Below are 26,752 nucleotides of genomic sequence, written 5' to 3'. Positions count from 1 at the left end.
CCGCACAGGATACCGGAGCGCCGGTGGCCACCCACCCTGCATGCACGCCGGCCACTTAGAATCGCCGGATGTCGAACCCGGCACCCACCCCTCCCGCATTGCCGCCGCGCGGGCCACGCCACTGGCCGGTCTGGCTGGGCGTGGGCCTGTGCGTGGCGATGGCCCGGCTGCCCTGGGGCCTGCAGCGCGCGCTGGGCGCGCTGGTCGGCGCGCTCGCCTTCCGCCTTGCGCGCAGCCGGCGCGAGGCCGCCCGCACCAACCTCGCCCTGTGCCTGCCCGAACTGGACGCCGACGCGCGCGACGCGTTGCTGCGCGGGAACTTCCGCGACGTCGGCATCGGCCTGTTCGAATTCGCGCGGGCCTGGTGGGGGGATGCCGCGCCGATGCGCGCCAACGTGCGCATCGACGGTCTCGACATCCTGCGGCGCCTGCAGGCCGAGGGCCGCGGGGTGCTGATGGTCTCGGGGCATTTCATGACCCTGGAAATGTGCGGGCGCCTGCTGTGCGACCACGTGCCGCTGGCCGGCATGTACCGCCGCCATCGCAGCCCGGTGATGGAATGGGCGGTGCTGCGCGGGCGCCTGCGTTACGCCAGTGCGATGTTCGCCAACAACGACACGCGCGGCGCCCTGCGCCACCTCAAGCGCGGCGGCTTGCTGTGGTACGCGCCCGACCAGGACATGCGCGGCAAGGACACGGTGTTCGCCCCGTTCTTCGGGATCCCCGCGGCCACGATCACCGCGACCCACCAGTTCGCGCGCCTGACCGGGTGCGCGGTGGTGCCGTTCTTCCACCGGCGCGAGGTCGACCGCTACGTGCTGCGCATCGCCGAGCCCCTGGCGCCGTTCCCGACCGACGACGCGGTGGCCGACAGCACGGCGGTGAACGCCGCGATCGAGGCGATGGTGCGCGAGGCGCCGACCCAATACCTGTGGCTGCACCGCCGCTTCAAGCGGCAGCCCGAGGGTGCCCCGTCGCGTTACTCCGCCGACGCGTCCTGACGCCGCGCTTCCAGCACCTTGGCGTACTTCAGGAAGGCGTAGAACGCCTGCGTGCGCGCGGCGAAGTAACCGGCCCACCCGCCCAGGAAATAGCGCTTGCCGAGGTACAGCTTGAGGAAGGCGACCGTCGGGTAGAGCAGCAGCCGCAGGGCCATGAAGCGGATGCGCTTTCCGCGCTTGTGCGCCACCAACCCGGTGGAGTAGCGGTTCACCTTGTCGACGCGGTCGGCCAGGGTCGGCTCGCCGTAATGGCGGAACGGCGCCGGCAGGTCCAGCACGCGCCCGTCGACGATCGGCGCGGCATGCACCGGCACGGCATTCATGCGCCCAACGGTCTTGCGGAACAACCGCAGCTGCCAGTTGGCCCGGCTGCGCGGGTGCGCCCAGCGCCAGAACAGCCACTCCTGCCGCGGCAGGCGATAGCCGTCGGCGCGCGGCGCAGCGAGTTCGCGCTGGATCGTGGCACGCCCGGCATCGGTCAGGTGCTCGTCGGCATCCAGCAACAGGATCCAGTCGCCGCTGGCCAGGTCGATCGCCGCCTGCTTCTGCGGGCCGTAGCCCGCGAACGGCTGCTGGGCGATGCGCGCGCCGTGCCGTGCCGCGATGGCCAGGGTCGCGTCGGCCGAACCGGAATCCAGCACCACTCGCTCGTCGCACCACGCGAGGCTGGCGAGGCAGGCGTCGAGGGTGGCGCCGTTGTCCAGCGTGGTGACGACGCCGGAGACACGCGGCATCACGGCTCCTCGCGCCCGAGCAGGCTGCCCGCGTACAACGCAGCCAGCAGCAGCAATGCACCGCCCCAGAACGTCGAATACACCGCCAGGTGGGTATTGAGCGGGAACAGCGACACGGCCAAGGCGACCATCGCCGGGCGGGCATCCTCCCGCGACCGCGCGCCAGCGTAGCGCCACGCCCGCCACGCCATCGCGGCCCCCGACAGCCACATCAGGAAACCGAACAGGCCGGTCTCGCTGAGGATCTCCAGCACGAGCTGGTGGGCATGCAGGGCCGGCCCCTCGCCCCACGCCGCCAGCCGACCGGCACCCGGATCGCAGGCCGGGAACGCCTCGCGGAACCCGCGTGCGCCGACGCCGTTGAACGGATGCGCGCGCAGCATGCACGTGGCCGCGGACCAGATCCGCGTGCGCCCGGACAAGGCATGGTCGATGCCCTGTGGTTCGCCGGTCAGCGCGATCGCGCTGCGGTGCAGGCGCTCGGCGACCGGCGGCGAGACCACTGCCAGCCCCCCCAGCAGGCCGACGCCGAGCAACAGGACCGCGAACAGGCGCCGGCCGCCAAGGACACGCCATCCGCTCCAGACCAGGACCAATGCATAGGTGATCCACGCCGCGCGCGCACCCGCCAGCAGGATCACCAGGCCGGCGAGGACCGCGGCCAGCAGCCAGCCGATCCGGCCGAAGCGTTGGCCGGCGACCGCCAGCAGGAACGGCGACAGGCTCGCCAGCACGATCCCCAACTTGAGGTTGCAGGGCCCGAGCACCCCGCTCAGCCGGTCGAGTGCCGCCACCTGGGCCGGCGTGCACATCGGTCGACCGCTGACCGCCTGCTTGGCGGCATCGATGGCCAAGAACAGCGGGCTGGTCCCGCTCGCCGCCTGCACCAGCGCATCGAGCGTCCACGCCGCGGCGATCAGCGCGAGGCCCGCGAACGTGCGGCGACGCCCACGGTCGTCGGCCACCGCGGACGCCACGATCCAGAGGAAAGGCAGGTAGCGCAGGTCGACCGCGGCCTCGCGCAGGGCGCGCAGGCGATCCGCGGCGTCGATCGCCGACACCGCCTCCGGCAGCCAATAGGCCAGGAACAAGACCGACGTCAGCGCCCACGCCGGACCGCTCAACAGGTCGACGCTGCCGCGGAAGCGGGCCTGCACCAGGTGCGCGATGCCGACGATCGCGCCCAGCGCCAACACCGCTTCGGCGATGCCCGGCGCCGGCCACAGCGCGACGAAGCCCAGCACCCACGCGGGCGACCAACGCCATCCCGGCCCCGCCTGCGTGGCCTCAGCCTGCATCGCCCACCATCTCCCCGTAGAGCGCCAGCGTCGCCTGCTGCATCGCGGCCAGCGTGTAGGGCATCGTAGCCGGTGGCTGCGGCGGACGCGCCAGCAGGCGGCCCGCGGCCTCGGCCAATGCAGCGGCATCGAACGGCGGCACCGCGCCCGCGGGCTGCAGTTCCGCCAGCAGGTCGCCCACCCCGCCATGCGCCCAGCCGAGGACCGGCCGGCCGACCGCGAGCGCCTCCACCACCGTCCGCCCGAACGCCTCCGGCTTGCGCGACAGCTGCAGGACCAGGTCGCTGGCCGCGTAAGCCGCCGCCATGCCGCCGGTCGGTTCGGTCATCGCGAGTGCCTCATCGACCCCGGCATCGGCGGCGAGGCGCTGGAGCTCGCCGAGGTAGGCATCGCGGCCGTCCTGCACCGCACCCGGCATCCACAGGCGTGCGTCCTGGCCGCCCGCGCGCAGTCGCGCGAGCAGGCCGATCGCATCGGCATGGCCCTTCAGGCGGGTGCCGCGCCCCGGCAACAGCAGCAACGGACCCTCGCCGCCCAGCGCGGGATGCGTTTCCGCGATCGCGGCGCGCGCGGCGGGGTCGCGGCCGGCGATGCGCGGGAACGCGGCCGGATCGATGCCGCGCGGGATCACCCGCAGGTGCCGTGGATCGGTCACCGGGTAATGCCGCAGCACGTGCGCGCGCACGCTGTCAGAAACGCAGACCACGCGCTCGCCGCGGGCCATGATCGCGCTGTAGCGCGACGGGGAGTTCAGCCCGTGCACGGTGGTCACGAAGCGTGGGCGCGCCGCCTCCGGCATCCGGCGCAGCGCGAGCCAGCCCAGCCACGCCGGCAGCCGCGATCGCGCGTGCACGATGTCCGCGCCGCGGTCGCGGAACAGCCGGCGCAACGTCGGGACATGGCGCAGCGACAACGGCGACTTGCGGCCGATACCGAGGCGGATGTGTTCGGCGCCCGCGGCCTCCAGCGGCGCCTGCAGGCGCCCGCCGGCGGACACCACGATCGCGCGATGCCCGGCGCGCACCAGCGCGTCGGCGATCTCCAGGGTGGATTGCTCGACGCCGCCGGCATCCAGGGCCGGCAGCAGTTGCACCACGGTCAGGCGGCGCATCGCCCGCGCCGACGGGTCAGTCGACGAGGACGTAGGTCGCGCCGCAGTACGGGCACTGCGAGGTGCCGCCCTCGGCCTCGATCGGCAGGTACACGCGCGGATGCGAATTCCACAACGCCACCGACGGCTGCGGGCAGCTCAGCGGCAGGTCCGCGCGGCGCACTTCGTACCGTTGCTGGGCATTGGCAGGCGAGGCGGCGGCGGGGACAGGCTGGTTCATGGCGATGCTGCGCGGTGGCGGGAACCGCGGCAGTTTACCGTAGGACATTGCCGCCATCCCGGCTTTCGCCGCGATGACACGCCTAGCGCGGCAGGTCGAACAGCAGCACGTCGCTGGCGTCGGCGATGCCGCGCAGGGCCAGCTCGCCGGCTTCGTCCGTGAAGCCCAGCGCATCGCCCGCCCTCAGCACTCGCTCGCCGGCCTGCACCTCGCCGGCGGCGACATGCAGCCAGTACAGCCGGTCCGCCGCGAGCGGGGCGGCCAGCGCGTCGCCGGCGTGCAGGCGGGTCGCCAGCAGGCGCGCCTGCTGGCGGATCGCGATCGAACCGTCCGCGCCATCCGGGGACACCAGCGTGGCCCAGCGGCCACGCCGCGCCGCGGGATCGAAATGGCGCTGGTCGTACGCCGGTTGCGCATTCAGCCGGTCGGGCTGGATCCAGACCTGCAGGAAATGCACCGGCTCGGCATCCGAGCCGTTGTACTCGCTGTGCTCGATGCCGTGGCCGGCGCTCATCCATTGCACGTCGCCCGCGCGCACCACGCCCTCGTGGCCGGCGCTGTCGCGATGCGCGAGCGCACCCGCCAGCACCACGCTCACGATTTCCATGTTGGCGTGGCGATGCGGGGCGAAACCGCCGCCCGGGGCGACGGTGTCGTCGTTGATCACCCGCAGCGGACCGAAACCCATCCACGCCGGGTCGTGGTAGTGCCCGAACGAGAACGTGTGGCGGCTGCGCAGCCAGCCCAGCGAGACTTCGCCGCGCTGGCCCGCGGGGCGTTCGACGACCATGGCGCGTCCTTACTTCGCCGCCGAGGCTTCGGTGGTGATGCGCAGGGTGATCTCGTCGCCGACGTTCGGCACGTAGGCGCCGACCCCGAACTCGCTGCGCTTGATCGTGGTGGTGGCGTCGAAGCCGACCGTCGGGCGCTTGGTCATCGGATGGTCGCCGGCCTTGTTGAGCTGGGCCGCCAGCACCACCGGGCGGGTCGTGCCCTTGACCGTCAGGTCGCCGGTGATGCGCAGCTTGCCACCGCCGAGGTCCTCGACCTTGGTGCTCTTGAAGGTGATCGCCGGGAACTTCTCGGCGTCGAAGAAGTCCGCGCTCTTCAGGTGCGCGTCGAGCTTCGGCACGAAGCTGTCGAGCCCCGACAGCGGCAGGGTCACCTCGACGCTGGACTTGGCGACATCCTTCTCGTCGTAGACCAGGGTGCCGTCGACCGCGCCGAACTGCGCGCTGGGGTGCGAGAAGCCGAAGTGGCTCCAGCTGGCGAGCACGTTGGTATGGGTCGGATCCAGCTTGTACGACACGCCGGCGGCGAAGACGTTGGCGCTGGCGGCGACGAGGGCGGCGGTGAGCAGCAGCTTCTTGAACATGGGGAGCTCCGTGGATGCGATGCGGGTGTCAGAGGATGCGGCAGGCTTCGTCGAAGCCCAGGCGCGGGGAACGCGGAAAGATGCTGGCCGGGTCGCCCTGGCCGAGGTTGACCAGGATGTTGGAGCGGATCGCGGTGCCGGCGAAGAAGGCGGCGTCGACCTTGGCGTTGTCGAAGCCGGACATCGGCCCGCAGTCCAGGCCCAGCGAGCGCGCCGCCAGGATCAGGTAGGCGGTCTGCAGGCTGCTGCTGCGCATCGCCACCCAGGCCAGGTTGGCCTCGTCGCGGTGCTCGAACCAGGCCTTGGCGTCGGTGTGCGGGAACAGCACCGGCAGCTTGTCGTAGAAGCGCATGTCGTAGCCGACGATCGCCACGCACGGCGCCGCCATCGTCTTCTGGTAGTTACCCTCGCTCAGGGCCGGGCCGAGCTTGGCCTTGGCCTCATCCGACTTCACGAACACGATCCGCGCCGGGGTGGTGTTGGCCTCGGTCGGGCCGAACTTCAGCAGGTCGTACAACTGGTGCAGGGTCTCGTCGGAGACCTCGCCGGAGAACGCGTTGTAGGTGCGCGCGGTGCGGAACAACTGGTCGAGCGCGGGGTCGGGCAGCGGGTGCGACATCGGGGCCTCGGGTGCGATGCTTCGGGAGGCGCCCAGTGTAGAGTTCCACGGGTGAAGCCAAAGCATCGCGACCGGAACGGATCGATCACAACCATGGAACGACCCGCCTGAGCCCGCCGGAGGCCACCTGGGCCCTGCACGACGGCCGCGCCGGCAACGCGCGGCAGGTATTCGCGCTTGCGTGCGCGCTGGATCCCGCCGCCCGCGACATGCACCTGCAGCCGGACCTGCTGGCGCGCTGGCTGGCGCCACGCACCTGGCCGGGCCTGTCGGCGCCGTTCGGCCCCGGGTTCCGCGCCGACTGCGCATCGCCGCCCGCACTGGCCATCGGCTGCGGCCGGCAGGCGGCCCTCGCCACCCGCCTGTTGCGCGAGCGCGGCAGCCGGGTCGTACAGCTCCTCGACCCACGCATCGACCCGCGCCACTGGGACCTGGTGGTCGCGCCCCGGCACGATGCGCTGCGTGGCGACAACGTCCTCACCACCCTGGGCAGCCTGCACCAGGTCGACGATGCCTGGCTGGCGCGCGAGGCCGCGCGCTGGCCCGCGCTCGCGACCCTGCCATCGCCGCGGATCGTGCTGCTGGTCGGCGGCCCGACCCGGCATGCCCCGCTGGCCGATGACGGCTTCGCGCGCCTGCTCGCCGACCTCGCCGCACAAGCGCGTGCGCTGGGCGGCAGCCTGTCCGTGGTCGCCTCCCGGCGCACGCCCGCGGCCTGGCGCGTGGCCATCGCGACGCGCGACGCCGGCGTCCCGGGCCTGCGCTGGACGGGCGAAGCGAATGGCAAGAACCCCTACGCCGGGCTGCTGGCACATGCGGACCGCATCGTCTGCACCCCGGACTCGGTGAACATGCTCAGCGAGGCCGCGGCGACGCGGGCACCGGTGTTCGCGTGGTCCGCAGGGATCGCCAACGGGCGGTTGCGGCGGTTCCTCGATGCCTTGCGCGCCGGCGGGCACATGCGCGACCTCGACGACACACTCGCGCCCTTCGAAGCCGAGCCGCTGCGCGAAACCGCCCGCGTGGCGGAGGAGGTGCGAGGGCGATTGACCGTTGCCGCCCAGCCAGCACGTTCCACTGCCAGATGACCGACACCGACGCACCCACATCCGCCCACCGTCCGCGCTGGCGGCGCTTCTCGCCCTCGATGGGGTGGCGCGCGTTCTGGAGCGAGATCGTGATCGTGGTGCTCGGCGTGGCGATCGCGCTCGCCGCCAACCAGCTGGCGGAAGACTGGAGCTGGCGCAACAAGGTGGCCGATGGCCAGGCGCGCCTCCTGGGCGACACCGAACGGCTCTTCGTGCGCAGCGCGGAGCACTATGCCGCCCTGCCCTGCATCTACGCGCAACTGGACGGGCTCGCCCGGCGGGTGATGGACAGCAGTGGCACGCTCGCGCCGGCACCCCTGCATGCGGACCCCGCCATCCTCTCCAGCCCGACGTTCGTCCTGCGCATGCCTACCCGCCCTTGGGGGCTGCCGACCTGGGACGCCTTGGTGGCGAATGGTACGGCCACGCATTTCAGCCAGCCGTGGCAGGACCGCTATGCGCAGCTCAACGACGGCGCCGCGCAGATACGCGACTACCGCATGGAGTCCAACCGCTTGATCGGACGGCTGGCCGTCCTGTCCTACCCGATCCCGCTGGATGCGAGCACGCGCCGGGATTCCCTGGTGGACATCGAGCTCCTGCGTCGCCTTGCCGGCTCGACGATGGTGACCAGTTCGCAACTGATGGCCTTCATGCTGCGCGATGGCATCGCCCCCGGGGCGCTCGCCGTCGACGCCTACCTGGAGGCCTCGGGCACGGTGCGGTTCTGCAAGGAGCAGGGCCTGCCGCTGGCCGACTGGCGCGCAGTCGCGCCAGCGCCGCCGGCGAGGTGATCCCCCGCCACGCCTTGCCGCGTAGCGCGTGCTTGCCTAGCCTGTCCGCTCCATTCCGGGGAACACCGCCATGTCGTCTCGCCTTCCGGGGATCACCCGTCCCGCCATGCCCCGCCTGGGCTGGCTGCGTTACCTGCTGGTCGCCGTGGCGCTGGTGGTCGCGCTGCTGGTGCTCAGCCCGTTCAGCGCGGTGCCCAACGGCCATCGCGGGATCAAGCTCACCTTCGGCAAGGCCGACGACGCGCCGCTCAGCGAGGGCCTGCACCTGCGCATCCCGATCATGCAGACGATCTACAAGATGCCGGTGATGATCGAGCGCTCGGAGACGGAAAGCGAGGCGGCCTCGCGCGACCTGCAGCGGGTGACCACGCAGGTGGTGCTGAACTACCACATCGACCCCGCGCAGGTGGTGCGGGTGTACCGGCAGCTGGGCGTGTTCGAGAACATCGAGCCGCGGATCATCGATCCGTCCGTGCAGGAGGCGATGAAGGCGGTGACCGCGACCTACACCGCCGAGCAGCTGGTCACCAAGCGGCCGGACGTCGCCAACGCGATCAAGTCCGCGCTGCGCGAGCGCATGCAGCGCCACGGGCTGGTCATCGACGAGTTCTCGATCACCAACTTCAAGTTCTCCGACAGCTTCGACGCCGCGATCGAGGCCAAGACCGTGGCGGAGCAGCAGAAGCTCAAGGCCGAGCGCGACCTGGAACGCATCAAGGTCGAGGCCGAGCAGCGCATCGCGCAGGCGCGCGCCGAGGCGGAATCGACCAAGCTCGGCGCGCAGGCCCAGGCCGAGGCCCTGCGCATGCAGCGCGAGTCGATCACCCCCGAGCTGATCCGCCTGCGCGAGGTCGAGGCGCGGATCAAGGCGATCGAGAAATGGGACGGCAAGATGCCGCAGGTGTCGGGCGGCGCGGTGCCCTTCATCAACGTGCAACCGGAAGCGCGCTGAGGACGGCGCTCAGGCGTCGAAGGCCAATCCCGAAGCACGCACCGCCGTGCCGATCGCCCCGCGTGCGGCGGCGATCGCGGCATCCACCGGCACCCGCCGCGGACGCCGGTCCAGGGTGCAGCGCAGGCCCGCATCGAGCAAGGCGGCATGCGCGCAGGCGAGGTCGGTGGTGGTGCCTGCATCCAGCGCACCACTGCGTGCGCAGGCCGCCAGCAGCGCCGGCGTGGCGCGCGCGCCCAGCAGTCCCGGATGCGCGCCGGCCTCGCGCAGCACCAGCGCCTGCAGCAGGAATTCGAGGTCGACCAGGCCGCCCTCGCCCTGCTTGATGTCGAACACTGCGGCGTCGCTGCGGTCGGGCTCCGAACGGTCGAGTTCGGCGCGCATGCGCCGGCGCATCGCGGACACGTCGGTCGCAAGCGCGGCGGCATCGCGTGGCCGCGACAGCACCTCCGCACGCAGGGCCTCGAACGCGGCCAGCAGCGCGGCGTCGCCGGCGATCCCGCGGGCGCGCACCAGCGCCTGGTGTTCCCAGGTCCAGGCGCGCGCGCGCTGGTAGTCGACGAAGCTCGCCAGGCTGGACACCAGCAGCCCCTTCGCGCCGTCCGGGCGCAGGCGCACGTCCACGTCGTACAGGCGGCCGGCGCCGGTCCCGGTGCCGAGCAGCGACACCAGCTTCTGCCCGAGCCGCGCGAACCAGCGCGAGGCCTCCAGCGGCCGCGCGCCATCCGAGGCCACGCCATCGGCGGCGTCATGCAGGAACACCAGGTCGAGGTCGGAACCGAAGCCGAGTTCCTCGCCGCCCAGGCTGCCGTAGCCGAGCACGGCGAAGCGCGCCCCGGGCACGACGCCATGCGCGGCCTCCAGTTCGCCCCAGGCAATCGCCAGCACCGCCTCGACCACCGCCTCGGCGAGCCAGGCCAGCCGCTGCGCGCTGCCGCCGGCATCGCAACGGCCATCCAGGAAGGCCAGCGCGATGCGGAAGCTCAACGCATGCCGGGTCTCGTTGAGCGCCTGCAGCGCGGCTTCGGCGTCGCCCGCGCGCAACGCCGCGCGACAGGCCTCGTGCAGGGCCATGCGATCCGGCAGGTCGCCACCCACGCGCACGTCGAGCAGTTCGTCCAGCAGCAGCGGATGCGCGGCAAGGCGTTCGCCCAGCAGCGCGCTGCGCGCCAGCGCCTCCACCAGGCGCCGCAGCGCGGCCGGTTGCTCGTCGAGCAGGGCGAGGTAACTCGCGCGGCGCAGCAGCGTGTGCAGCAGGGGCAGCACGCGGCGCAGCACGGCGTCCGGCTGCGACGAGGCCGCCGCGGCATCCAGCAGCACCGGCAACACCCGGTCCAGCCGCGCGCGGGTGGCATCGGAGAGATCGCGGACCCCGGGCGAGCGCGCGAAATCGGCCAGGCTGCGGTGCAGCTCCTCGACCGCGACGAAGCCGGAGGCCGCCAGCGCGTCGGCCTCCGCGGCATCCGGCAGCCCGCGCCAGTAGCCCGCGAGCAGGCCGTCGCTGCGCTGTTCGCGACGTGGCGCCAGCAGCGCGGCGAATTCGGCGGCCACCCGCGCGCGCTGCGCGTCCAGTTCGGCCACCAGCGACGGCCAATCCGGATGGCCCAGCCCGGCCGCGATCCGCGCGCGCAGCAGCGGGTCCTGCGGCAATGCATGGGTCTGCGCATCGCCCAGCATCTGCAGGCGGTTCTCGACCTTGCGCAGCAGGCGGTAGGCCCCGGCGAGCGCCTCGCCGGAGGCGGCATCGACATGGCCCGCCGCCACCAGGGCGCGCAGCGCCGGCAGCAGGCGGCGTTCACGCAAGGCCGGCTCGCGGCCGCCGCGGATCAGCTGCAGCGACTGCGCCAGGAACTCGATCTCGCGGATGCCGCCGGGGCCGCGCTTGATGTCGTCGGCCATGTCCTTGCGCGCCACTTCGGCGGCGATGGTGGCCTTCATCGCGCGCAGCCCATCCAGGGCGCCGTAGTCCAGGTAACGGCGGTACACGAACGGCCGCAGCGCCTGCAGCAGGCGTTCGCCGGCGGCGAGGTCGCCGGCCACCGGGCGCGCCTTCTGCCAGGCGTAGCGCTCCCAGTCGCGGCCCTCGCGCTGGAAGTACAGCTCCATCGCCGCGAACGACAGCGCCACCCGCCCGGCGTTGCCGAACGGCCGCAGGCGCAGGTCCACGCGATGGCAGAAGCCATCGGCGGTGGTCTCGTTGAGCAGCTTGGCCAGTTGCTGGCCGAGCCGCGCGAAGTAGTCCTGCGCGTCCAGCGCGCGCGTGCCGTCGGATACGCCTTCGCGCTCGTAGGCATAGACCAGGTCGATGTCGGAACTGAAGTTCAGTTCGCCGCCGCCGAGCTTGCCCATGCCGAACACCACCAGCCGCTGGACCTCGCCGTCGGTGTCGCGGACCACGCCGTAGCGCGCGGCGAAGCCGGCCTCCAGCGCCTCCAGCGCGATCCGCAGGCAGGCGTCGGCCAATGCGGTGCTGCCGGCGATGATCGCCTCCACCGGGTCGCCGGCGACGATGTCGCGCCAGGCCAGCACGGTGGACACCGCGTGGCGGTAGCGGCGCAGCTGGCGCGGCCACTCGTCGGGCTGGTCGGCGGCGAGCACCGGCAACGGCAGCGGCGTGGCGCCATCATCGGCATGCAGGCGCTCGATGAGGCCGGGCTGCGCGGCCAGCGTCGCCATCGCGAAGTCGCTGGCCACCGCCAGGCGCCGCAGCTTGTCGACGAAGCCGCTGTCGGTGCGCCAGGCGGCATCCTGCGGCAGGCGTGCGAGCCAGCGGTCGACGGTGGGGGCATGCGGCATGCCGCGATTGTGGCATCCGGGCCGCCTCGCTATCGTGCGACGCCATGAGCGAATTGCAGGACCTGGTCGCGCTGCTCCGCGCGCAAACTCCCTTGCTGGTGATCGAGACCCCCGACGAGGCGCGGGTGGTCGAGCTGTTCCGGCAATCGCTGATGCATGCCTGGCGCGCGCTCTACCGGTGGTCGGTGACCGAGGGCCTGCGCCGGATCGACATGGACCGCGAGGACGAGGCCGAAGGCGCGCCCGACCTCAGCGCCGCCCTCAACGCGATCCGCGACGCGCCGCAACGCGGCACCTACCTGTTGCTGGACGCGCATCCCTACCTCGGCTACGCCAGCTACCAGCGCGCCCTGCGCGACCTGATCCAGCGTCGCGCCGGCCTGCCGCACGTGCTGGTGCTGATCGGCACCAAGGTCGAGCTGCCCGAGGCGCTGGAGCCGTTCGCGGTGCGCTTCTCGCTGCGCCTGCCGGACGCCAACGCCTTGCTCAAGCTGGTCCAGGACGAGGCCCGCGCCTACACCGCGGAGCACGGCGGGCGACGGGTCGAGGCCGATGCCGAGGCGGTGCGGCAGATCGTGCGCAACCTGCAGGGCATGAGCCTCACCGATGCGCGCCGGATCGCGCGCCACCTGATCTACCGCGACGGCGTGCTTGGTGCCGACGACCTGCCGGAACTGGCGCGGCTGAAGTTCGAGCTGCTCAACAAGAGCGGGCACCTGCACTACGAATACGACACCGCGCGCTTCGCCGACGTCGGCGGCGCGACACGGCTGAAGCGCTGGGTCGAGCAACGCCGCGCGCCGTTCCTGCAGGAGCCGCCGCCGCCCGGGCTGGAGCCGCCGAAGGGCATGCTGCTGCTCGGCGTGCAGGGCTGCGGCAAGTCGCTGCTGGCGAAGGCGGTGGCCGGCGGCTTCGGCGTGCCGCTGGTGCGCCTGGACTTCGGCACCCTGTACGACAAGTACCACGGCGAAACCGAGAAGAACCTGCGCGCCGCGCTGGCCTCGACCGAGCAGCTCGCGCCCTGCGTGCTGTGGATCGACGAGATCGAGAAAGGCCTGGCCGCCGGCAGCGGCGAGGGCGACGGCGGGCTGTCGCGGCGGGTGCTGGGCTACCTGCTCACGTGGATGGCGGAGCGCAAGTCGCGGGTGTTCCTGGTCGCGACCGCCAACCAGGTCCACGAATTACCCGCCGAGTTGCTGCGCAAGGGCCGCTTCGACGAGATCTTCTTCGTCGACCTGCCCGGCCCCGCCGCGCGCGCCGAGATCTTCGCCCTGCACCTGGACCGGCGGAAGCTGCCGCGCGACCACATCGACCTGTCGGCGCTGGCCGCCGCGAGCGACGGCTTCTCCGGTGCCGAGATCGAGCAGGCGATCGTGAGCGCGTTGTATGCGGCGCATGCAGGCGACGGCGGCATCGACACCCATGGCCTGATGCAGGCATTGCGCGAGACGCGGCCGCTGTCGGTGCTGATGGCCGAACAGGTGCAGGCGCTGCGCGCGTGGGCGCTGCCGCGCACGGTGCCGGCGGACTGAAGACGGCGCGCGGGCAATAAAAAAGCCCGCTTCGACCGAAGTCTCAGCGGGCCTGCTCCCTCCCCCACGTCGGGACGCGGGGCGATCGTGAAGGATTCGTTAGGGGGTTTGCACGCTGCACTGCAAAACTGCACCCGCGGGTGCAGTTTTTTCGGACGCATTCAATCTGGCCGCGGCCCGCGGCGCAGGTCGCGCAAGATCTCGCGGGCCGCGTTGCGTCCCGGCAGGCCGGTGACGCCGCCGCCCGGATGGCTGCCGGAGCCGCACAGGTACAGGCCGGCGAAGGCCCCGCGGTAATGGCCCTGGCCGAGGAACGGACGCGCGCTGAACATCTGGTCCAGCCCCAGCGCGCCGTGGAAGATGTCGCCGCCGACCAGGCCGATGCGTCGCTCCAGGTCCAGCGGGCTCAATGCTTCGTAGCCGATCACGCTGCGCGCGAAGTTCGGCGCGTAGTCGTTGACGGTATCGATCATCAACCTGGCCACGGTGTCGCGGTGCGCCTCCCAGCCGCCATCGACCTGCGGGTTCACCTGCTGGCAGAACAGGCTGGCGACGTGCTGGCCGGCCGGCGCGAGGGTGTCGTCGAGGGTGGAGGAAATCACCAGCTCGACGATCGGCTTGCGCGCCCAGCCGGGGTTGTACTGCTTCGACTTCGCGTCGAAGTAGGCCTGTTCGAAATACTGCAGCGACGGCCCGACCAGGATCCCGCTCTGGTGGTGCGGCTGCAGCGCGGTGCCCGGCATCGCGGTGAAGTCCGGCAGTTCGGACAGGGCCACGTTCATGCGGAAGGTGCCGGAGCCGCAGCGGTAACGCGCCACGCGGCGGGTCGTGTCGTCGTCGAGCACGCCGGGCGCGACCAGGGTGCCGTACAACAACTTCGGGTTGAGGTTGCAGGCCACCAGCCCCGCACGCAGCGTGCGGCCGTCGGTCAGTTCCACGCCCACCGCCTTGCCCCCTTCCACGAGCAGGCGCGCGACCTCCGCGTCGGTCTCGATGGCGACGCCGCGCGCCTCGCATTCCCTGCGCATGGCCTGTGTGATCGCGCCCATGCCGCCGATCGCGTGGCCCCACGCGCCGGCCTTGCCGTTTACTTCGCCGAACACGTGGTGCAGCAGGACGTAGGCGCTGCCCGGGGTGTACGGGCTGGCGAAATTGCCGACCACCGAATCCCAGCCCAGCGCGGCCTTCAGCGGCTCGCCCTCGAACCATTCGTCGAGCAGCTCGCCGGCCGACTTGGTGAACAGGTCGAGCAGGTCGCGGCGCCCGCGCATGTCCAGCGACTTCAACTGCCTGCCGACGGCGAGCGAGTTGAGCCAGTCGGCCAGCACGAAGCCGTCGCTCACGTTTGGCGGCGTGCGCCGCATCAGTTCGCGCAGCACCACGACGATGCGGTCGAGCATCGCGTAGTACTCGGGCAGCCGTTGCGCATCGCGCGCGGACCACTTCGCCACCTCGGCGTGGGTGTGCTCGCCGCCGAGGCGGAAGCTGCGACCGTCCGGCAACGGCAGGAAATTCGCGTACGGCCGCTCGACCACGCGCAGCCCGTGCTCGGCCAAGCGCAGGTCGCGGATCACCGCCGGGTTGAGCAGGCTGACCGTGTAGCTGGCGACCGAATTGCGGAAGCCGGGGTGGAATTCCTCGGTGACCGCCGCGCCGCCGACGATGTGCCGGCGCTCCAGCACCCGCACCTTCAACCCGGCCGCGGCCAGGTAGGCGGCGCAGACCAGGCCGTTGTGGCCGCCGCCGATGACCAGGACATCCTGTTGCTGCTCGCGCACGTGGGCTACCGGTGAGTCATGATCGCGCGATGATCCGCGCCTGACCCGCAAAACGGAAGCGCGCTAGCCGGGCGCGTTGAGGTAGCCGCGGCAGGCGGGCGCGCCGCAGGCGCAGGGAATCGGCTCGATGTCGCCGCGGACCTGGTAGTCCAGCAGCAATTCCTCGCCTGCGGCGATCGCGCGCAGGCTGGACAGGAAGACCCGGCGGTGGTCGAACCGCGCGACCAGGTTGGGGGTGCAGCCGTGGTTGATGAATTCCGCGCCGCTGCCACCGATCCCGCCATCGATCAGGCGCCGCGCGCTGCAGCGGAACAGGTACAGCTGCGGCCGCAGGCGCCGGCGCCAGGCTTCGCGCAAGCCGATGCGCTGGCCGGTGTACTCGATCACCCGTCGGCGCGCGGGGATGTCTTCGGCCGCGAACACGCCCCAGCGATGCACGCTGGACGCCGCGATCCGCAGCCGGAAGCGGCAGGCCGCGGGCGCGATCCGGGGCACGTGGCCGGGCCCGCCGGGCATCAGCACGTCGCGCACGAACGGCGTCGGTTCGTCCTCGCTCGCTGCGTGCACCATGCCCGGGCCTCAGAAGCCCTTGCTGCCGAACCCGCCCTTCTGTCCGAAGCCCCCGCCCCCGCCGGACTTGTTGCCCCAAGGATCGCCCGCACCGCCCTTCATGCCCGGCTGGCCGAAGCCGCCGCCGGACTTGTTGCCCCAGGGATCGCCCGCACCGCCTTTCATGCCCGGCTGGCCGAAACCGCCGCCCCCGGATTTGTTGCCCCAGGGATCGCCCGCACCGCCCTTCATGCCGGGTTGGCCGAAGCCGCCACCCCCGGACTTGCTGCCCCAGGGGTCACCCGCACCACCCTTTCCGGGCGCACCGCTTTTCGCCATGCCAGCCCCTTGGGTGATCGACTGCATGGGGTAAGGGTCGCGCACCTGAAGCGCCCGCAAGGTGGCGCCACCCGGATCGACGCGGCCATCGCAGGTCCCGCCGATGGCGCGCTGGTATTTCTCGATCGCGCCGATGGTCTTGGGCCCGACGGCGCCATCGACCGCCAGTTCCGGGCTGGGCCCGCCCTGGCTGGCCGGCACGCAGTTGAGCAGGTACTGGACGGTCATCACGTCGGAGGGCGGGAAATTGCGCCCGCCGCGCCCGACCGATCCACTGATGGCCTTGGGCATGGTGTACCTCGCATGTCGTGGCATCGTCGATGCCGGCATCGAGGGATACGCGGCCGACGCCGCGAGGCGGACACCGACCGGCGCGGTCAGGCCACCGGCGCCCGTGCGTCCACCGCCGTCCTGAACGCGCGCGCGCCACCGCGCACGCCATCGGCATGGGCATCGACCCAGGACGCCACGATCAGCATGTAGTCGTCGTTGCCCACCCCGGCCCGGAAGCGCGGCAAACCGTCCGGGGACTTGCCGCCCTGCAGGATCGGCATGGCGCGCTGTGGGCGCCCGAAGGGCCAGGCGTCCGCCAGTCCGACGCCATCCTGCGCACCGTACTCGCCCGACGTCACCATCCAGTCGGCGCCGAACGCCTCGCAGGCGTGGCTGAGCACCGGGTGCGCGATCCCCCAGTCGGGATGGCGCGACCCGAGCTCGCTGCCGGTGTTGTGCGCCAGCAAGGGCATGCGACGCTCGCGCGCCAGCATCGCCAGCGTGCCATAGCCCTGGAGCGCGGGTGCGACCAGCGCAGCGTCCACGTCCAGCGCCTGCAGCAGCGCCCAACGCGACGGCAGTTCATCGGGTTCGCAGATCAGGTTGGCCAGGTAGCCCTTGCGCTCGCCGGTCGCCTGGCGGGCCGCATCCCGCGCCGCGACCATCGCCTGCACGTGGGCGCGGAACCCCTCGAAGTCGGCGAACACCTGCAGCTCATCGTCCTTCACCAGGTGGAAGCCGCCTTCCAGCACCTCGCGGTTGAGCGCGGCCATGGTCGGGATGTCGAGGCCGACGGCCGGCCGCATCGACCGGCACAGGAGGGGACCGCGCGGCACGCCGAAGCGTTCGCGGATCCCGGCGACGCCGAAGGCCGGCCCTGGCCCGAACTCGGCAGGCAACTCCAGCCCGGCCAACTGGAAGCGGGTCAGGAAGCCGAGGCGGGGCAATTCGCCCAACACCACGTTCCAGAGCTGTGCCGGCTTGCCCGCCAGCAGGCGACGCGGGATCGCGAGCTCGATCGCCCAGTGCCGTTCCGCGCCCCCGCCATCCGCATAGACCTCGGTGGCGAGGTGGTAGGGCGCGACGCCCGCCTCGCGCTCCGGGGGATCCAGCGGGTGCATCGACACCACCCGGATCGTCCAATCCACCAGCATCGATGGTTGCACGTGCCCGGCGATCGCGGTGGTCGCCGCGCTCTGCTCGATCGCCATGCCGATCGCCGTGGCCTCGGCATCGTGCAGCGAACCGACCCGGTAGCGGGCACGGACGTAGGCGTCCGGATCGAGGTCCGCGGACCAGCGGAACAAGTCGGGATGCGCGGTGCGCGGGAGGTTGCCTGAACTCATCGCAAGTGGGACTCCAGCAGTTGGGCCAGACGCCAATCGTCCGCCGTGGTGATCTTGATATTGGACTTCTCGCCGGGCACCGCCGCCACCGGACTCCCCGCGCGTACCGCGAGCTGGAGCGTGGATTGCGGTTCCCACCCGGCTTCATCCGCCTCGCGCAGCAGGCGCTGCAGCAAGATGCGGCCGAACGCCTGCGGTGCCTGGAAGATGGCCGCCTCGCTGCGGACAAGGGCCTCGACCACGCGGCCATCGCGCAGGCGCGCCACCGGCACCTCGGGGTCCAGCATGGCCCCTGCGCAGCCGCATCCCGCTGCCGCCGCCAGCACGGCGCGCATCAGCGCGACGCTGGCGAACGGACGGGCGACATCGTGGACCAGCAGCCAGTCGCCCGAGGCGGCGTCGACCAGCCTGGCGATGCTGGCGTGGCGCGTCGTGCCACCGGCGATCACGACGCAACCGGGCAACAGCGCGCGCGCTTCCTCGAGCCGTTCTCCCGGCACCGCCACCACCACTTCGTCGGCGACCTGGCGCGCCTTTTCCGCGACCCAGTGCAGCAAGGGCTTGCCCGCCAATTCCAGGAAACCTTTGTCGCCCAGGCCAAGGCGGGTGCCGCCGCCGGCGGCGGGCAGCAGTGCGGAGATGCGTGCCTCAGCCATCGAACCGCATGCCGTCGTGGCCGGCCGCTCGCAGCCGGCCGAGGACCACGCGGACTTCCGGCAATTCCTCGCGCGCCAGCAGTTGCGCGCAGTAGGCCACCGCCTTCGACCATTCGCGGCCTTCGAGCGCGTGCGAGAGACGCGCCAACCCGAGGTTGAGCGCGCGCGGCAGCGATTCGGGCGTGCGCGCCTGCGACGACACCGCGGTATCCAGGTAGCAGCGGTCGTAGGCCACGCCCGCCGCCACGGTGTGTTGCACGCGCCAGTCCGCCCCGTAGACGCACGCCAGGTAAGCCTCCGGTGGTGCCGGCACCGGCCAGTCGCGCCCGTCCCAGGCCAATCGCTCCGTGGCATAGGGTCCGACCCGCGATGCGAGGTGGTCGGGCCAGCCCAGGCTGACGTGGAATGCGCCGCCAGCGACCGTCCGCGCGACCAGCAGGTCGATGCCGACGCCGGTGGGTCCGTGCACCAAGCCGATGACCTCCGCGTCGTCCTTGCGCGGTTGCCGGAGTTCGGCATCCTGCGCCACCGCAGCCTGCAACGCGTCCAGCTGCGCGGGTGCTGGATCGAGCAACATCAGGTCGACGTCCTTGTCGTGCGGGAACAGCGCGCCATCCTTGACCAGCGCGAGCAAGGTGCCGCCGGTCAGGTGGTAGGCGATGCCATGCGCCTCGAGCAGGTCGGCCGCCACGAACAGTGCAGTGCGTACGTCCACGCCTGCCGGCGGACGCAGGCCACCGCGACCGGGCGAACCGGGATCGAGCGCCCGCGCCTGGCCCGCCAATCCCGCCAGCAGGCAGGTCCGCGCCTCGGCGGCATCGCCCGCGAGGCGCGCGGATTCGCCGCGCGCCCGCTGCAGGCGCCACGCGCCGGGGTTCGCCTGCGAAGCGGCACGCAGCACCTCGCGTGCCTGCGCCGCGCGATCCACCGCCTGCAGCATCCGCGCGTAATTGAGCGCGGCGGACTCCAGTCCGGGAGCCAGCTGCAGCGCGCGGTGGGTGGCCATCGCGGCGTCGCGGCGCTGGCCCGCATGCCAGCTCGCGACGCCGAGGTTGGTCCAGGCATCCGCCAGCGACGGCGACAGCCGCAGGGCCTGTTGGGCATGCCGGACTGCGGCGGCCGCATCGCCCAGCGCCACCGCCAGGGCAGACAGGTTCGACCAGCTCGCGGGATGCGCATACGGCTGAGACAGCGCCCGTGCATAGGCGGGCGCCGCGGCCTCGCGCCCGCCTGCCTCGAACTCGCGCATGGCGTGCACGATCGCTCCCGCCGACGCTTCGGGCGAGTGGCCGACGAGCGTGGAGAGCGGCAGCCCGCGCGCGGAGACCGTCATGCGCCCACGCTGCCGTCGGTTCCGACCAGGCGCAGCAGGCGCACGTGGATCGACTCGACCTCGGGGAACGCCTCGATCGCCAGGATCTGGTCGCACACGGCCAGCGCCGCCCCGCCCCCCCCCGGCACCAGCACGGTCCCGAGGGTCAGCAACGCCCGGGTTATCGCGGCGTCGCGCGAAGCTTCCGCAAGGCCCGGGCTGACCAACCCCTTCTGCACGAATTGGCGCGGGATCACCTTGCCCGCCAGCGATCGGTGCTCCTCGCGCCAGTCGTCGCCATAGATCCACCCCAGGTATTCATCCACCGGGGCCGGCATCGGGACGGTCACCTCGAGCGGGTCGCAAGCGACGTCCTCGATCGCGAAGGCCGGCGTGTCGAACACCAGGTGATCCGGCGGGCCGAAGGAACCGACCCAGCGCCCGCCACGCCGGCGCTGGAGCAGGACGTCCACGGGAATCCCGCTCTCCACATGGACCAGGCCGAGCACCCCGATCTCGCCGGCCGGGGGCATGCGCTGTCCCTGCAGGGCGAAAGGCCGGTAGCCTTCGGCGAATGCAGCGAGCAGCGCATCCCGGGGGACATCCGCATCGATCGCGATGTCGATGTCCTTGCGCGCTTCCCACAGGCCACCGTGGATCGCATGCATGCGCACCGCACCACCGGCCAGGCAGGGTGCTGCCGCGATCGCCCGCAGGCGCGACAGGCAATCGACGAGCACCGCCCGCCACGTGCCGACCTCCGGCCGCTTCTCGTGTGGGGGCTCCGCACCGCCGCGCACCACATGCGCGAGCGTGTCGTCCGTGACCTGTCGCAGCGCGTCGCGCGCATGCCGCCTGGCCTCGGCGGGGCGCTCCATCACCCGCGTCAACTCGCCCATCGCATGCTGCAAGGCGAAGCCCGGCCCGCCGCTTGCGATCGCGGTCGCCAGCACGTCGTGGGCGGCCTGCAGGCGGTCGACTGCACGCAGCATCCGCGCCATGCCCATCGCCGCCGATGCATGGGCAGGCGCCAGTCGATGCGCGTGCTGCATCGCCTTGGCGGCATCGCGTCGTTCCCCCAGCCGCCAACTGGCGATCGCCGCGTTGACCCAGGCATCGGCCTGGCCTGGCGCCAGCGCGATCGCGCGCTTGGCGTGCTCCAGCGCCTCCTGGTGCTGCTCCAACCCGATCGCCAAGGCGGAAAGATTGGACCAGCACGACCAGTCGCGGGCGTCCGCGATGGCCGCACGGTAGGCGTCCCGGGCTTCGGCAACCCGTCCCTGCGCCACCAAGGCAGTGCCACGCTGTGCCAGTGCGGCGCCGGGGCTCCCGGTGTGCGTGATGACGCAGGCAGCGAACATGGAGAGGGCCCCCCGATCTGGCACGGAACGGTGCAGGGTAGCCGAACGCGATTCGCGTCGCGCAGCGCATGCCTGCCCATGACGCAAAAACCCCCGCCTTGCGGCGGGGGTTTTCTTGTTGCGGTGTCGCGGATGGCGCGGGCTCAGAAATCCATGCCGCCCATGCCGCCCATGCCGCCACCGCCCGGCATCGCCGGTTCGTCCTTCTTCGGCAGCTCGGCCACCATCGCCTCGGTGGTGATCATCAGGCCGGCGATCGACGCCGCGTTCTGCAGCGCGGTGCGGGTGACCTTGGTCGGGTCCAGGATGCCGAACTCGATCATGTCGCCGAACTCGCCGTTGGCGGCGTTGTAACCGAACGCGCCGGTGCCTTCGGCGACGCGGTTCAGCACCACGCTCGGCTCATCGCCGGCGTTGGTCACGATCTCGCGCAGCGGGGCTTCCATCGCGCGCAGGGCGATCGCGATGCCGTGGTTCTGGTCCTCGTTGGCGCCCTTGAGCTCGGCGATCGCCGCCTTGGCACGGATCAGGGCCACGCCGCCGCCGGGGACGATGCCTTCCTCGACCGCCGCGCGGGTGGCGTGCAGGGCGTCCTCGACGCGCGCCTTCTTCTCCTTCATCTCGACTTCCGTCGCCGCGCCGACCTTGATCACGGCCACGCCGCCGGCCAGCTTGGCCACGCGCTCCTGCAGCTTCTCGCGGTCGTAGTCCGAGGAGGTTTCCTCGACCTGCGCCTTGATCTGCTTGATGCGCGCCTCGATGCCCGCGCCGTCGCCGGCGCCGTCGATGATGGTGGTGTTCTCCTTGCTGACCTGCACCTTCTTGGCGCGGCCGAGGTCCTTGATCGTCGCCTTCTCGAGCGACAGGCCCACTTCCTCTGAGATCACGGTGCCGCCGGTCAGGATCGCCATGTCCTCCAGCATCGCCTTGCGGCGGTCGCCGAAGCCCGGGGCCTTCACGGCGCAAACCTTGACGATGCCGCGGATGGTGTTGACCACCAGCGTCGCCAGCGCTTCGCCCTCGACCTCTTCCGCCACGATCAGCAGCGGCTTGCCGGCCTTGGCCACGCCCTCGAGGACGGGCAGCAGGTCACGGACGTTGGAGATCTTCTTGTCGTGCAGCAGGATGAATGGGTCGTCCAGCTCGGCCTGCATCGACTGCTGGTTGTTGATGAAGTACGGCGACAGGTAGCCGCGGTCGAACTGCATGCCTTCGACCACGTCCAGCTCGTTCTCCAGGCCCGAGCCGTCCTCGACGGTGATCACGCCTTCCTTGCCGACCTTGTCCATCGCCTGCGCGATCAGGTCGCCGATGTTGGCGTCGCTGTTCGCGGAGATGGTGCCGACCTGGGCGATTTCCTTGCTGGTCGACGACGGCTTGCTGAGGTTCTTCAGCTCGCCCACGGCCGCGGTCACGGCCTTGTCGATGCCGCGCTTCAGGTCCATCGGGTTCATGCCGGCGGCGACCGCCTTCATGCCCTCGCGGATGAACGCCTGCGCCAGCACGGTGGCGGTGGTGGTGCCGTCGCCGGCGTTGTCGGAGGTCTTGGACGCGACTTCCTTCACCATCTGCGCGCCCATGTTCTCGAACGCGTCGGCCAGCTCGATTTCCTTGGCGACGGACACGCCGTCCTTGGTGATGGTCGGCGCGCCGAAGCTCTTCTGCAGCACGACGTTGCGGCCCTTCGGGCCGAGGGTGGCCTTGACGGCATTGGCGAGCACGTTGACGCCGCGCACCATCTTGGAGCGCGCGTCCTCGCCGAAACGGATGTCCTTGGCAGCCATTGCGAATTACCTCGAATGTGATGTTTGTGCTCCCTCCCTTTCGCGCAGCGAAGGGGAGGGTCGGGGAGGGGTTGCGATCAGCCGAGGATCGCGAACAGGTCGTCTTCCTTCACCACCAGCAGCTCGGCGCCGTCCAGCTTCACCTCGGTGCCGCTGTACTTGCCGAACAGGACCTTGTCGCCCACCTTCACCTGCGGGGCGCGGACCTGGCCGTTGTCCAGCACCTTGCCGGTGCCGACGGCGACGACTTCGCCCTTGATCGGCTTCTCGGTGGCGCTGTCGGGGATCACGATGCCGCCCGCGGACAGCTTCTCTTCTTCCATGCGCTTGATGACCACGCGGTCGTACAGCGGCTTGATGTTGGACATGGCAACCTCTGCAAATGGTTGATTGGAGTGGAAAAACCCGGAAATCTTAGCAGTCTCGGCTGGCGAGTGCCAAGGCGCGGGACGCGAACATCCCGCATCCGGGATGCGCGGGAGATGGGGGGCCGCCGCGGGCTTTCAAGGGGGCAGGCGGCATCCCGTACCCTAGGCCGCATGGACCTGCTGCTCTGCTTCTGCACTTGCCCCGACCACGCCAGCGCCGAGCGCCTGGCCAGCGCCCTGGTCGAGGAGCGGCTGGTCGCCTGCGCGACCCTGCTGCCCGCGGCGCGGTCGATCTACCGCTGGCAGGGTGCGATCGAACAGGCGGACGAGGTGCTGGTGCTGCTCAAGACCACCCGCGCCCGCTATCCCGCGCTCGAGGCCCGGCTGCCCGCGCTGCATCCGTATGAACTGCCGGAGCTGGTCGCGGTCGAATCCGCCGCCGGCCTGCCCGCGTACCTGCAGTGGGTAACCGCCGAAACCCGTCCGCTAGACTGACCCGATGACCCGACCCCTCCACCGCCTGCGCCGCTGGCTGGCCGCGCTCGCCCTGCTCGCCGGCGTCCCGGCGTCCGCTGCGGATGTCGCCCTGCCGCCCGTCGACCAGGTTTTCGTGCTGTCCGCGCAGGCCACCGCGCCCGACCGCATCGAGGTCCGCTGGAAGATCGCCGACGGCTATTACCTGTACCGCCACCGCACTTCGGTGAAGGCGGATGCGACGTTCGGCGAGGCGCGACTGGCCCTGCCCGATGGCGACAAGCACCGCGACGAATTCTTCGGCGACGTCGAGACCTACCGGCAGGCGCTGGTCGGGACCGTTGATGGGACCCCCGTGGCGGGCGCCACCACGACCACCCTGACCGTGAAGTACCAGGGTTGCGCCGATGCCGGGATCTGCTATCCGCCGCAGACCCGCACGCTGAAGGTCGCGTTGCCGCAGGCCGCGGCGACCGGCGCGTTCGGGCTCGGAGGCAAGCGCGGCGGCCTGTTCGGCGGCGGCGATGCCGTCCAGTCCGACGCGGCCCCGCTGCCGCCGGAGCAGGCCTACGCCAGCGAGGTGATCGCCCTCGACGGCAATACCCTGCTGCTGCGCCTGACCCCGGCGCCGGGCTACTACCTCTACCGCGACAAGCTCAGCGTCTCGTTGCAGGCCGGCAAGGGGCTGGCCGCCGCGCTGCCGCCGAAGGCGAGGATGCCGGCCGCGCGGGCCTACCGCGACGAACACTTCGGCGACGTGGCGGTGTACTTCGACCAGGTCGAGATCCCGCTGGCGGTGTCGCGCACCACCGAGGCCGCCGCCACCGGCACCCTGGCGCTCGGGCTGCAGGGCTGCCAGGACGGCGGCATCTGCTATCCGCCGATGACGCGTCGGTTGCCGGTCACGCTGCCCGCCGGCCGCCTCGCGGCCGCGCCTGCCGCGTCCACCAACGACGCCCCGTCGCCAGCGCCGGCATCGGAGCAAACCGCCGTCGCCGCCGTCGATGCCGCGCCGGCGGATCGGGCCATCGCGCGGCCCGATGCCACCTCGACCGCCGACGCACCGCGCCAGGCGCCCCCGGTCCAAGGCCATGCCGGACTGCTCGGCTCCGTGCTGCTGGCGCTGCTCGGCGGCCTGATCCTCAACCTGATGCCCTGCGTGTTGCCGGTGCTGGCGCTGAAGGCGCTGTCGCTGGCGCAGAGCGGCGAAAGCCGGCAGCGCGCGCGCCGGCACGCGCTGGCCTACACCGCCGGCGTGCTCGCCAGCTTCCTCGCACTGGGTGCGCTGGCACTGGCCTTGCGCAAGGCTGGGCTGGCGCTGGGCTGGGGCTTCCAGTTGCAGCAGCCGCTGGTGGTGGCCGGGCTGGGCCTGGTGGTGTTCGCGCTGGGCCTGAGCCTGTCCGGCCTGTGGCATGCCAACGTCGCGCTCGGCGCGCGCACCGGCGCCCTCCTCCAGCGCGAAGGCATGGCCGGCGACTTCTTCACCGGCGTGCTCGCGGTCGTGCTGGCGACGCCGTGTACCGCGCCGTTCATGGGCGCCGCCTTGGCCTATGCCTTCACCGGTCCGGCCCTGGGCGGGCTGCTGGTGTTCCTCGCGCTTGGCCTTGGCCTGGCCCTGCCGTTCCTGCTGATCGGCTTCGTGCCCGCGCTGGCCCGCCTGCTGCCGAAGCCCGGCGCGTGGATGGAGACCTTCAAGCAGTTCCTCGCATTCCCGCTGTACACCACCGCGGCCTGGCTGCTGTTCGTGCTGGCCGCCCTACGCGGCGCGGATGCGGTGTGGTGGTGGTCGCTGGCCGCGATCGCGCTGGCGCTGGCGGCCTGGGCCTGGACCCGCGCACGCAGCGGCGGGTCCGGCGGCTGGCGCGTCGTCGCGCTGCTGGCCCTGCTGGCCACGGCCTGGCCGCTGGCCAGCCTGCATCGCCTGCACAAGCCCGCGATTGCCAACACGAACGCCACCCCGAGCGGCATCGCCCAGGTCGCGTTCTCGGAACAGGCGCTGGCCGACCTGCGCGCGCAGGGCCGGGTGGTCTTCGTCAACATGACCGCCGACTGGTGCGTCAGCTGCAAGGCCAACGAGAAGGCGGTGTTCGCGCGCGACGGCTTCCGCGCGGCGATGGACGCCGCCAACGCCGTGTACATGGTCGGCGACTACACCGACGTCGATCCGGCGATCACCGCCTACCTGCAACGCCACCAGGCGGTCGGCGTGCCGCTGTACGTCGTCTACCCGCGCAACGGCGGCGAAGGCCGGATCCTGCCGGTGATCGTCACCCCCGGGCTGGTCGCCGACGCCCTGGCGCAGGCCGCAGGCGGCTGATGCCGCGCACCCGCACCGTGCTGCTGGTGGCCATGGTTGCGGCGATCGCCGGGGCCAGCGCCAGCCTGTTCTTCGAACCCCGGGTCGCCCAGCGCCTGGCCGGCACCGCGGCCGGCCAGCGCCTCCTGGACGCCGCCCTCAAGGCCAAGGCCGATCCGCCGCCGGCCGGGGTGATCGTCGGCGAACGCGGCCGCATCGTGCCGGCCATGCGCGTGCGCGACCTCGACGGCCGGGCAGTCGCACTACCCGCCGCCTGGGCCGGGCGGACCACGCTGGTCAACGTGTGGGCCACCTGGTGCGCGCCCTGCCTCAAGGAAATGCCGGAGTTGCAGGCCTTCGCCCACGAACAGGCGTCCAATGGCACGCAAGTGGTCGGCATCGCGCTGGATGACGACACCGCGGTGCGGGCTTTCCTGCAGGCGCATGCGATCGGGTATCCCTCGCTGGTCGACACCCCCGGGCCCGCCGACGCCGGCGTGCGCCTGGGCAATCCGGCCGGCGTGTTGCCGTATTCCGTGCTGGTCGCGCCGGACGGGCGCCTGCTCAAGACGCGGATCGGTCCGTTCAACGATGCCGCCGACATCGCCGCCTGGGCCGCCACGAATTAGAGCCACCGCTCCAACGCGCGTTTAAAATTCGGTTATTCGGCAAAAATTCGGCGAACTGGACAGCATC

General features: G+C 71.7%; 25 protein-coding genes. 8 read left to right on the top strand and 17 right to left on the bottom strand.

Features of this window, described 5'->3' with window-relative positions:
- Window positions 1–68: 68 nt before the first annotated feature.
- The gene (lpxL, locus tag ON759_RS11545) at window positions 69–1,001 is read left to right on the top strand and encodes an LpxL/LpxP family Kdo(2)-lipid IV(A) lauroyl/palmitoleoyl acyltransferase (RefSeq protein ID WP_271680536.1); all 933 of its coding nucleotides are present in this window, start codon (window positions 69–71) and stop codon (window positions 999–1,001) included.
- Here lpxL and ON759_RS11540 read toward each other — a convergent pair.
- From ON759_RS11540 to ON759_RS11510, 7 genes are all read right to left on the bottom strand, one after another.
- Window positions 980–1,735 carry a glycosyltransferase family 2 protein gene (locus ON759_RS11540; RefSeq protein ID WP_271680535.1) on the bottom strand — a complete coding sequence of 252 codons (756 nt, stop codon included), beginning with the start codon at window positions 1,733–1,735 and terminating at the stop codon, window positions 980–982. The genes lpxL and ON759_RS11540 overlap by 22 nt on opposite strands.
- On the bottom strand, window positions 1,735–3,033 hold the full coding sequence (locus ON759_RS11535) for an O-antigen ligase family protein (RefSeq protein ID WP_271680534.1): 1,299 nt from the start codon (window positions 3,031–3,033) through the stop codon (window positions 1,735–1,737). Before ON759_RS11535 ends, ON759_RS11540 begins: the two co-directional genes overlap by 1 nt.
- Complete coding sequence (locus ON759_RS11530; protein WP_271680533.1) at window positions 3,023–4,144, bottom strand: glycosyltransferase; 1,122 nt, start codon at window positions 4,142–4,144, stop codon at window positions 3,023–3,025. The genes ON759_RS11535 and ON759_RS11530 overlap by 11 nt, the downstream gene beginning before the upstream one ends.
- Before the next feature lie 16 nt (window positions 4,145–4,160).
- On the bottom strand, window positions 4,161–4,364 hold the full coding sequence (locus tag ON759_RS11525; protein WP_271680582.1) for a zinc-finger domain-containing protein: 204 nt from the start codon (window positions 4,362–4,364) through the stop codon (window positions 4,161–4,163).
- An 82-nt stretch (window positions 4,365–4,446) separates the two neighbouring features.
- Window positions 4,447–5,154 carry a pirin family protein gene (locus ON759_RS11520; RefSeq protein ID WP_271680532.1) on the bottom strand — a complete coding sequence of 236 codons (708 nt, stop codon included), beginning with the start codon at window positions 5,152–5,154 and terminating at the stop codon, window positions 4,447–4,449.
- A 9-nt stretch (window positions 5,155–5,163) separates the two neighbouring features.
- Window positions 5,164–5,739: a YceI family protein gene (locus tag ON759_RS11515; protein WP_271680531.1), complete on the bottom strand. Its 576-nt coding sequence runs from the start codon at window positions 5,737–5,739 to the stop codon at window positions 5,164–5,166.
- Window positions 5,740–5,767: 28 nt separating this feature from the next.
- Complete coding sequence (locus tag ON759_RS11510) at window positions 5,768–6,358, bottom strand: malonic semialdehyde reductase (protein WP_271680530.1); 591 nt, start codon at window positions 6,356–6,358, stop codon at window positions 5,768–5,770.
- 107 nt (window positions 6,359–6,465) lie between these two features.
- On the opposite strand from ON759_RS11510, the gene ON759_RS11505 reads away from it, so the two are divergent.
- The 3 genes from ON759_RS11505 (at window position 6,466) to ON759_RS11495 (ending at window position 9,192) form a co-directional block, all read left to right on the top strand.
- On the top strand, window positions 6,466–7,446 hold the full coding sequence (locus ON759_RS11505; protein WP_271680581.1) for a mitochondrial fission ELM1 family protein: 981 nt from the start codon (window positions 6,466–6,468) through the stop codon (window positions 7,444–7,446).
- A complete protein-coding gene (locus ON759_RS11500; RefSeq protein ID WP_271680529.1) occupies window positions 7,443–8,240 on the top strand; it encodes a hypothetical protein in 798 nt (265 codons plus the stop codon). The genes ON759_RS11505 and ON759_RS11500 overlap by 4 nt, the downstream gene beginning before the upstream one ends.
- 70 nt (window positions 8,241–8,310) lie before the next feature.
- Window positions 8,311–9,192: a prohibitin family protein gene (locus tag ON759_RS11495; protein WP_271680528.1), complete on the top strand. Its 882-nt coding sequence runs from the start codon at window positions 8,311–8,313 to the stop codon at window positions 9,190–9,192.
- 9 nt (window positions 9,193–9,201) lie between these two features.
- On the opposite strand, the gene glnE is transcribed toward ON759_RS11495, so the two are convergent.
- A complete protein-coding gene (glnE, locus tag ON759_RS11490; protein ID WP_271680527.1) occupies window positions 9,202–11,988 on the bottom strand; it encodes a bifunctional [glutamate--ammonia ligase]-adenylyl-L-tyrosine phosphorylase/[glutamate--ammonia-ligase] adenylyltransferase in 2,787 nt (928 codons plus the stop codon).
- A gap of 44 nt (window positions 11,989–12,032) precedes the next feature.
- Between glnE and ON759_RS11485 the strand changes: the two genes are divergently transcribed.
- Window positions 12,033–13,520 carry an AAA family ATPase gene (locus ON759_RS11485; RefSeq protein ID WP_271680526.1) on the top strand — a complete coding sequence of 496 codons (1,488 nt, stop codon included), beginning with the start codon at window positions 12,033–12,035 and terminating at the stop codon, window positions 13,518–13,520.
- Between the two features lie 161 nt (window positions 13,521–13,681).
- On the opposite strand, the gene ON759_RS11480 is transcribed toward ON759_RS11485, so the two are convergent.
- The 9 genes from ON759_RS11480 to groES all read right to left on the bottom strand — a co-directional run bounded on the left by ON759_RS11480 (window position 13,682) and on the right by groES (window position 23,286).
- On the bottom strand, window positions 13,682–15,298 hold the full coding sequence (locus tag ON759_RS11480; protein WP_271680525.1) for a phytoene desaturase family protein: 1,617 nt from the start codon (window positions 15,296–15,298) through the stop codon (window positions 13,682–13,684).
- A 63-nt stretch (window positions 15,299–15,361) separates the two neighbouring features.
- On the bottom strand, window positions 15,362–15,868 hold the full coding sequence (locus tag ON759_RS11475; protein ID WP_271680524.1) for an SET domain-containing protein: 507 nt from the start codon (window positions 15,866–15,868) through the stop codon (window positions 15,362–15,364).
- Window positions 15,869–15,877: 9 nt separating this feature from the next.
- Complete coding sequence (locus ON759_RS11470) at window positions 15,878–16,477, bottom strand: peptidoglycan-binding domain-containing protein (protein ID WP_271680523.1); 600 nt, start codon at window positions 16,475–16,477, stop codon at window positions 15,878–15,880.
- A gap of 86 nt (window positions 16,478–16,563) precedes the next feature.
- Window positions 16,564–17,805 carry a RuBisCO large subunit C-terminal-like domain-containing protein gene (locus tag ON759_RS11465; RefSeq protein ID WP_271680522.1) on the bottom strand — a complete coding sequence of 414 codons (1,242 nt, stop codon included), beginning with the start codon at window positions 17,803–17,805 and terminating at the stop codon, window positions 16,564–16,566.
- On the bottom strand, window positions 17,802–18,461 hold the full coding sequence (locus tag ON759_RS11460; protein WP_271680521.1) for a 2-C-methyl-D-erythritol 4-phosphate cytidylyltransferase: 660 nt from the start codon (window positions 18,459–18,461) through the stop codon (window positions 17,802–17,804). Before ON759_RS11460 ends, ON759_RS11465 begins: the two co-directional genes overlap by 4 nt.
- Entirely contained in the window at window positions 18,454–19,794 is a 1,341-nt protein-coding gene (locus tag ON759_RS11455; RefSeq protein ID WP_271680520.1) for a LicD family protein, read from the bottom strand. The genes ON759_RS11460 and ON759_RS11455 overlap by 8 nt, the downstream gene beginning before the upstream one ends.
- Entirely contained in the window at window positions 19,791–20,969 is a 1,179-nt protein-coding gene (locus ON759_RS11450; RefSeq protein WP_271680519.1) for a hypothetical protein, read from the bottom strand. The genes ON759_RS11455 and ON759_RS11450 overlap by 4 nt, the downstream gene beginning before the upstream one ends.
- Before the next feature lie 308 nt (window positions 20,970–21,277).
- Complete coding sequence (groL, locus tag ON759_RS11445; RefSeq protein WP_271680518.1) at window positions 21,278–22,918, bottom strand: chaperonin GroEL; 1,641 nt, start codon at window positions 22,916–22,918, stop codon at window positions 21,278–21,280.
- A gap of 77 nt (window positions 22,919–22,995) precedes the next feature.
- Window positions 22,996–23,286 carry a co-chaperone GroES gene (gene groES / locus ON759_RS11440; protein WP_271680517.1) on the bottom strand — a complete coding sequence of 97 codons (291 nt, stop codon included), beginning with the start codon at window positions 23,284–23,286 and terminating at the stop codon, window positions 22,996–22,998.
- A 171-nt stretch (window positions 23,287–23,457) separates the two neighbouring features.
- Here groES and cutA point away from each other — a divergent pair, with 171 nt between their 5' ends.
- The 3 genes from cutA to ON759_RS11425 are packed head-to-tail and all read left to right on the top strand — an operon-like array spanning window position 23,458 to window position 26,685.
- The gene (gene cutA, locus ON759_RS11435) at window positions 23,458–23,781 is read left to right on the top strand and encodes a divalent-cation tolerance protein CutA (protein WP_271680516.1); all 324 of its coding nucleotides are present in this window, start codon (window positions 23,458–23,460) and stop codon (window positions 23,779–23,781) included.
- 4 nt (window positions 23,782–23,785) lie between these two features.
- Entirely contained in the window at window positions 23,786–26,077 is a 2,292-nt protein-coding gene (locus ON759_RS11430; protein ID WP_271680515.1) for a protein-disulfide reductase DsbD family protein, read from the top strand.
- Complete coding sequence (locus tag ON759_RS11425) at window positions 26,077–26,685, top strand: TlpA family protein disulfide reductase (protein ID WP_271680514.1); 609 nt, start codon at window positions 26,077–26,079, stop codon at window positions 26,683–26,685. Before ON759_RS11430 ends, ON759_RS11425 begins: the two co-directional genes overlap by 1 nt.
- Window positions 26,686–26,752: the final 67 nt, after the last annotated feature.

The organism is Thermomonas mangrovi, assembly GCF_028201335.1.
GTDB lineage: Bacteria > Pseudomonadota > Gammaproteobacteria > Xanthomonadales > Xanthomonadaceae > Thermomonas > Thermomonas mangrovi.
This window is presented reverse-complemented; position numbering and strand designations above follow the sequence as displayed.

What these genes read in the sequence shown, in the direction of transcription:
- lpxL (WP_271680536.1), top strand. Translation starts at nt 69, where the DNA reads ATGTCGAACCCGGCACCCACCCCTCCCGCATTGCCGCCGCGCGGGCCA.
- ON759_RS11540 (WP_271680535.1), bottom strand. Translation starts at nt 1,735, where the DNA reads ATGCCGCGTGTCTCCGGCGTCGTCACCACGCTGGACAACGGCGCCACC.
- ON759_RS11535 (WP_271680534.1), bottom strand. Translation starts at nt 3,033, where the DNA reads ATGCAGGCTGAGGCCACGCAGGCGGGGCCGGGATGGCGTTGGTCGCCC.
- ON759_RS11530 (WP_271680533.1), bottom strand. Translation starts at nt 4,144, where the DNA reads ATGCGCCGCCTGACCGTGGTGCAACTGCTGCCGGCCCTGGATGCCGGC.
- ON759_RS11525 (WP_271680582.1), bottom strand. Translation starts at nt 4,364, where the DNA reads ATGAACCAGCCTGTCCCCGCCGCCGCCTCGCCTGCCAATGCCCAGCAA.
- ON759_RS11520 (WP_271680532.1), bottom strand. Translation starts at nt 5,154, where the DNA reads ATGGTCGTCGAACGCCCCGCGGGCCAGCGCGGCGAAGTCTCGCTGGGC.
- ON759_RS11515 (WP_271680531.1), bottom strand. Translation starts at nt 5,739, where the DNA reads ATGTTCAAGAAGCTGCTGCTCACCGCCGCCCTCGTCGCCGCCAGCGCC.
- ON759_RS11510 (WP_271680530.1), bottom strand. Translation starts at nt 6,358, where the DNA reads ATGTCGCACCCGCTGCCCGACCCCGCGCTCGACCAGTTGTTCCGCACC.
- ON759_RS11500 (WP_271680529.1), top strand. Translation starts at nt 7,443, where the DNA reads ATGACCGACACCGACGCACCCACATCCGCCCACCGTCCGCGCTGGCGG.
- ON759_RS11495 (WP_271680528.1), top strand. Translation starts at nt 8,311, where the DNA reads ATGTCGTCTCGCCTTCCGGGGATCACCCGTCCCGCCATGCCCCGCCTG.
- glnE (WP_271680527.1), bottom strand. Translation starts at nt 11,988, where the DNA reads ATGCCGCATGCCCCCACCGTCGACCGCTGGCTCGCACGCCTGCCGCAG.
- ON759_RS11485 (WP_271680526.1), top strand. Translation starts at nt 12,033, where the DNA reads ATGAGCGAATTGCAGGACCTGGTCGCGCTGCTCCGCGCGCAAACTCCC.
- ON759_RS11475 (WP_271680524.1), bottom strand. Translation starts at nt 15,868, where the DNA reads ATGGTGCACGCAGCGAGCGAGGACGAACCGACGCCGTTCGTGCGCGAC.
- ON759_RS11470 (WP_271680523.1), bottom strand. Translation starts at nt 16,477, where the DNA reads ATGCCCAAGGCCATCAGTGGATCGGTCGGGCGCGGCGGGCGCAATTTC.
- ON759_RS11465 (WP_271680522.1), bottom strand. Translation starts at nt 17,805, where the DNA reads ATGAGTTCAGGCAACCTCCCGCGCACCGCGCATCCCGACTTGTTCCGC.
- ON759_RS11460 (WP_271680521.1), bottom strand. Translation starts at nt 18,461, where the DNA reads ATGGCTGAGGCACGCATCTCCGCACTGCTGCCCGCCGCCGGCGGCGGC.
- ON759_RS11455 (WP_271680520.1), bottom strand. Translation starts at nt 19,794, where the DNA reads ATGACGGTCTCCGCGCGCGGGCTGCCGCTCTCCACGCTCGTCGGCCAC.
- groL (WP_271680518.1), bottom strand. Translation starts at nt 22,918, where the DNA reads ATGGCTGCCAAGGACATCCGTTTCGGCGAGGACGCGCGCTCCAAGATG.
- groES (WP_271680517.1), bottom strand. Translation starts at nt 23,286, where the DNA reads ATGTCCAACATCAAGCCGCTGTACGACCGCGTGGTCATCAAGCGCATG.
- cutA (WP_271680516.1), top strand. Translation starts at nt 23,458, where the DNA reads ATGGACCTGCTGCTCTGCTTCTGCACTTGCCCCGACCACGCCAGCGCC.
- ON759_RS11430 (WP_271680515.1), top strand. Translation starts at nt 23,786, where the DNA reads ATGACCCGACCCCTCCACCGCCTGCGCCGCTGGCTGGCCGCGCTCGCC.
- ON759_RS11425 (WP_271680514.1), top strand. Translation starts at nt 26,077, where the DNA reads ATGCCGCGCACCCGCACCGTGCTGCTGGTGGCCATGGTTGCGGCGATC.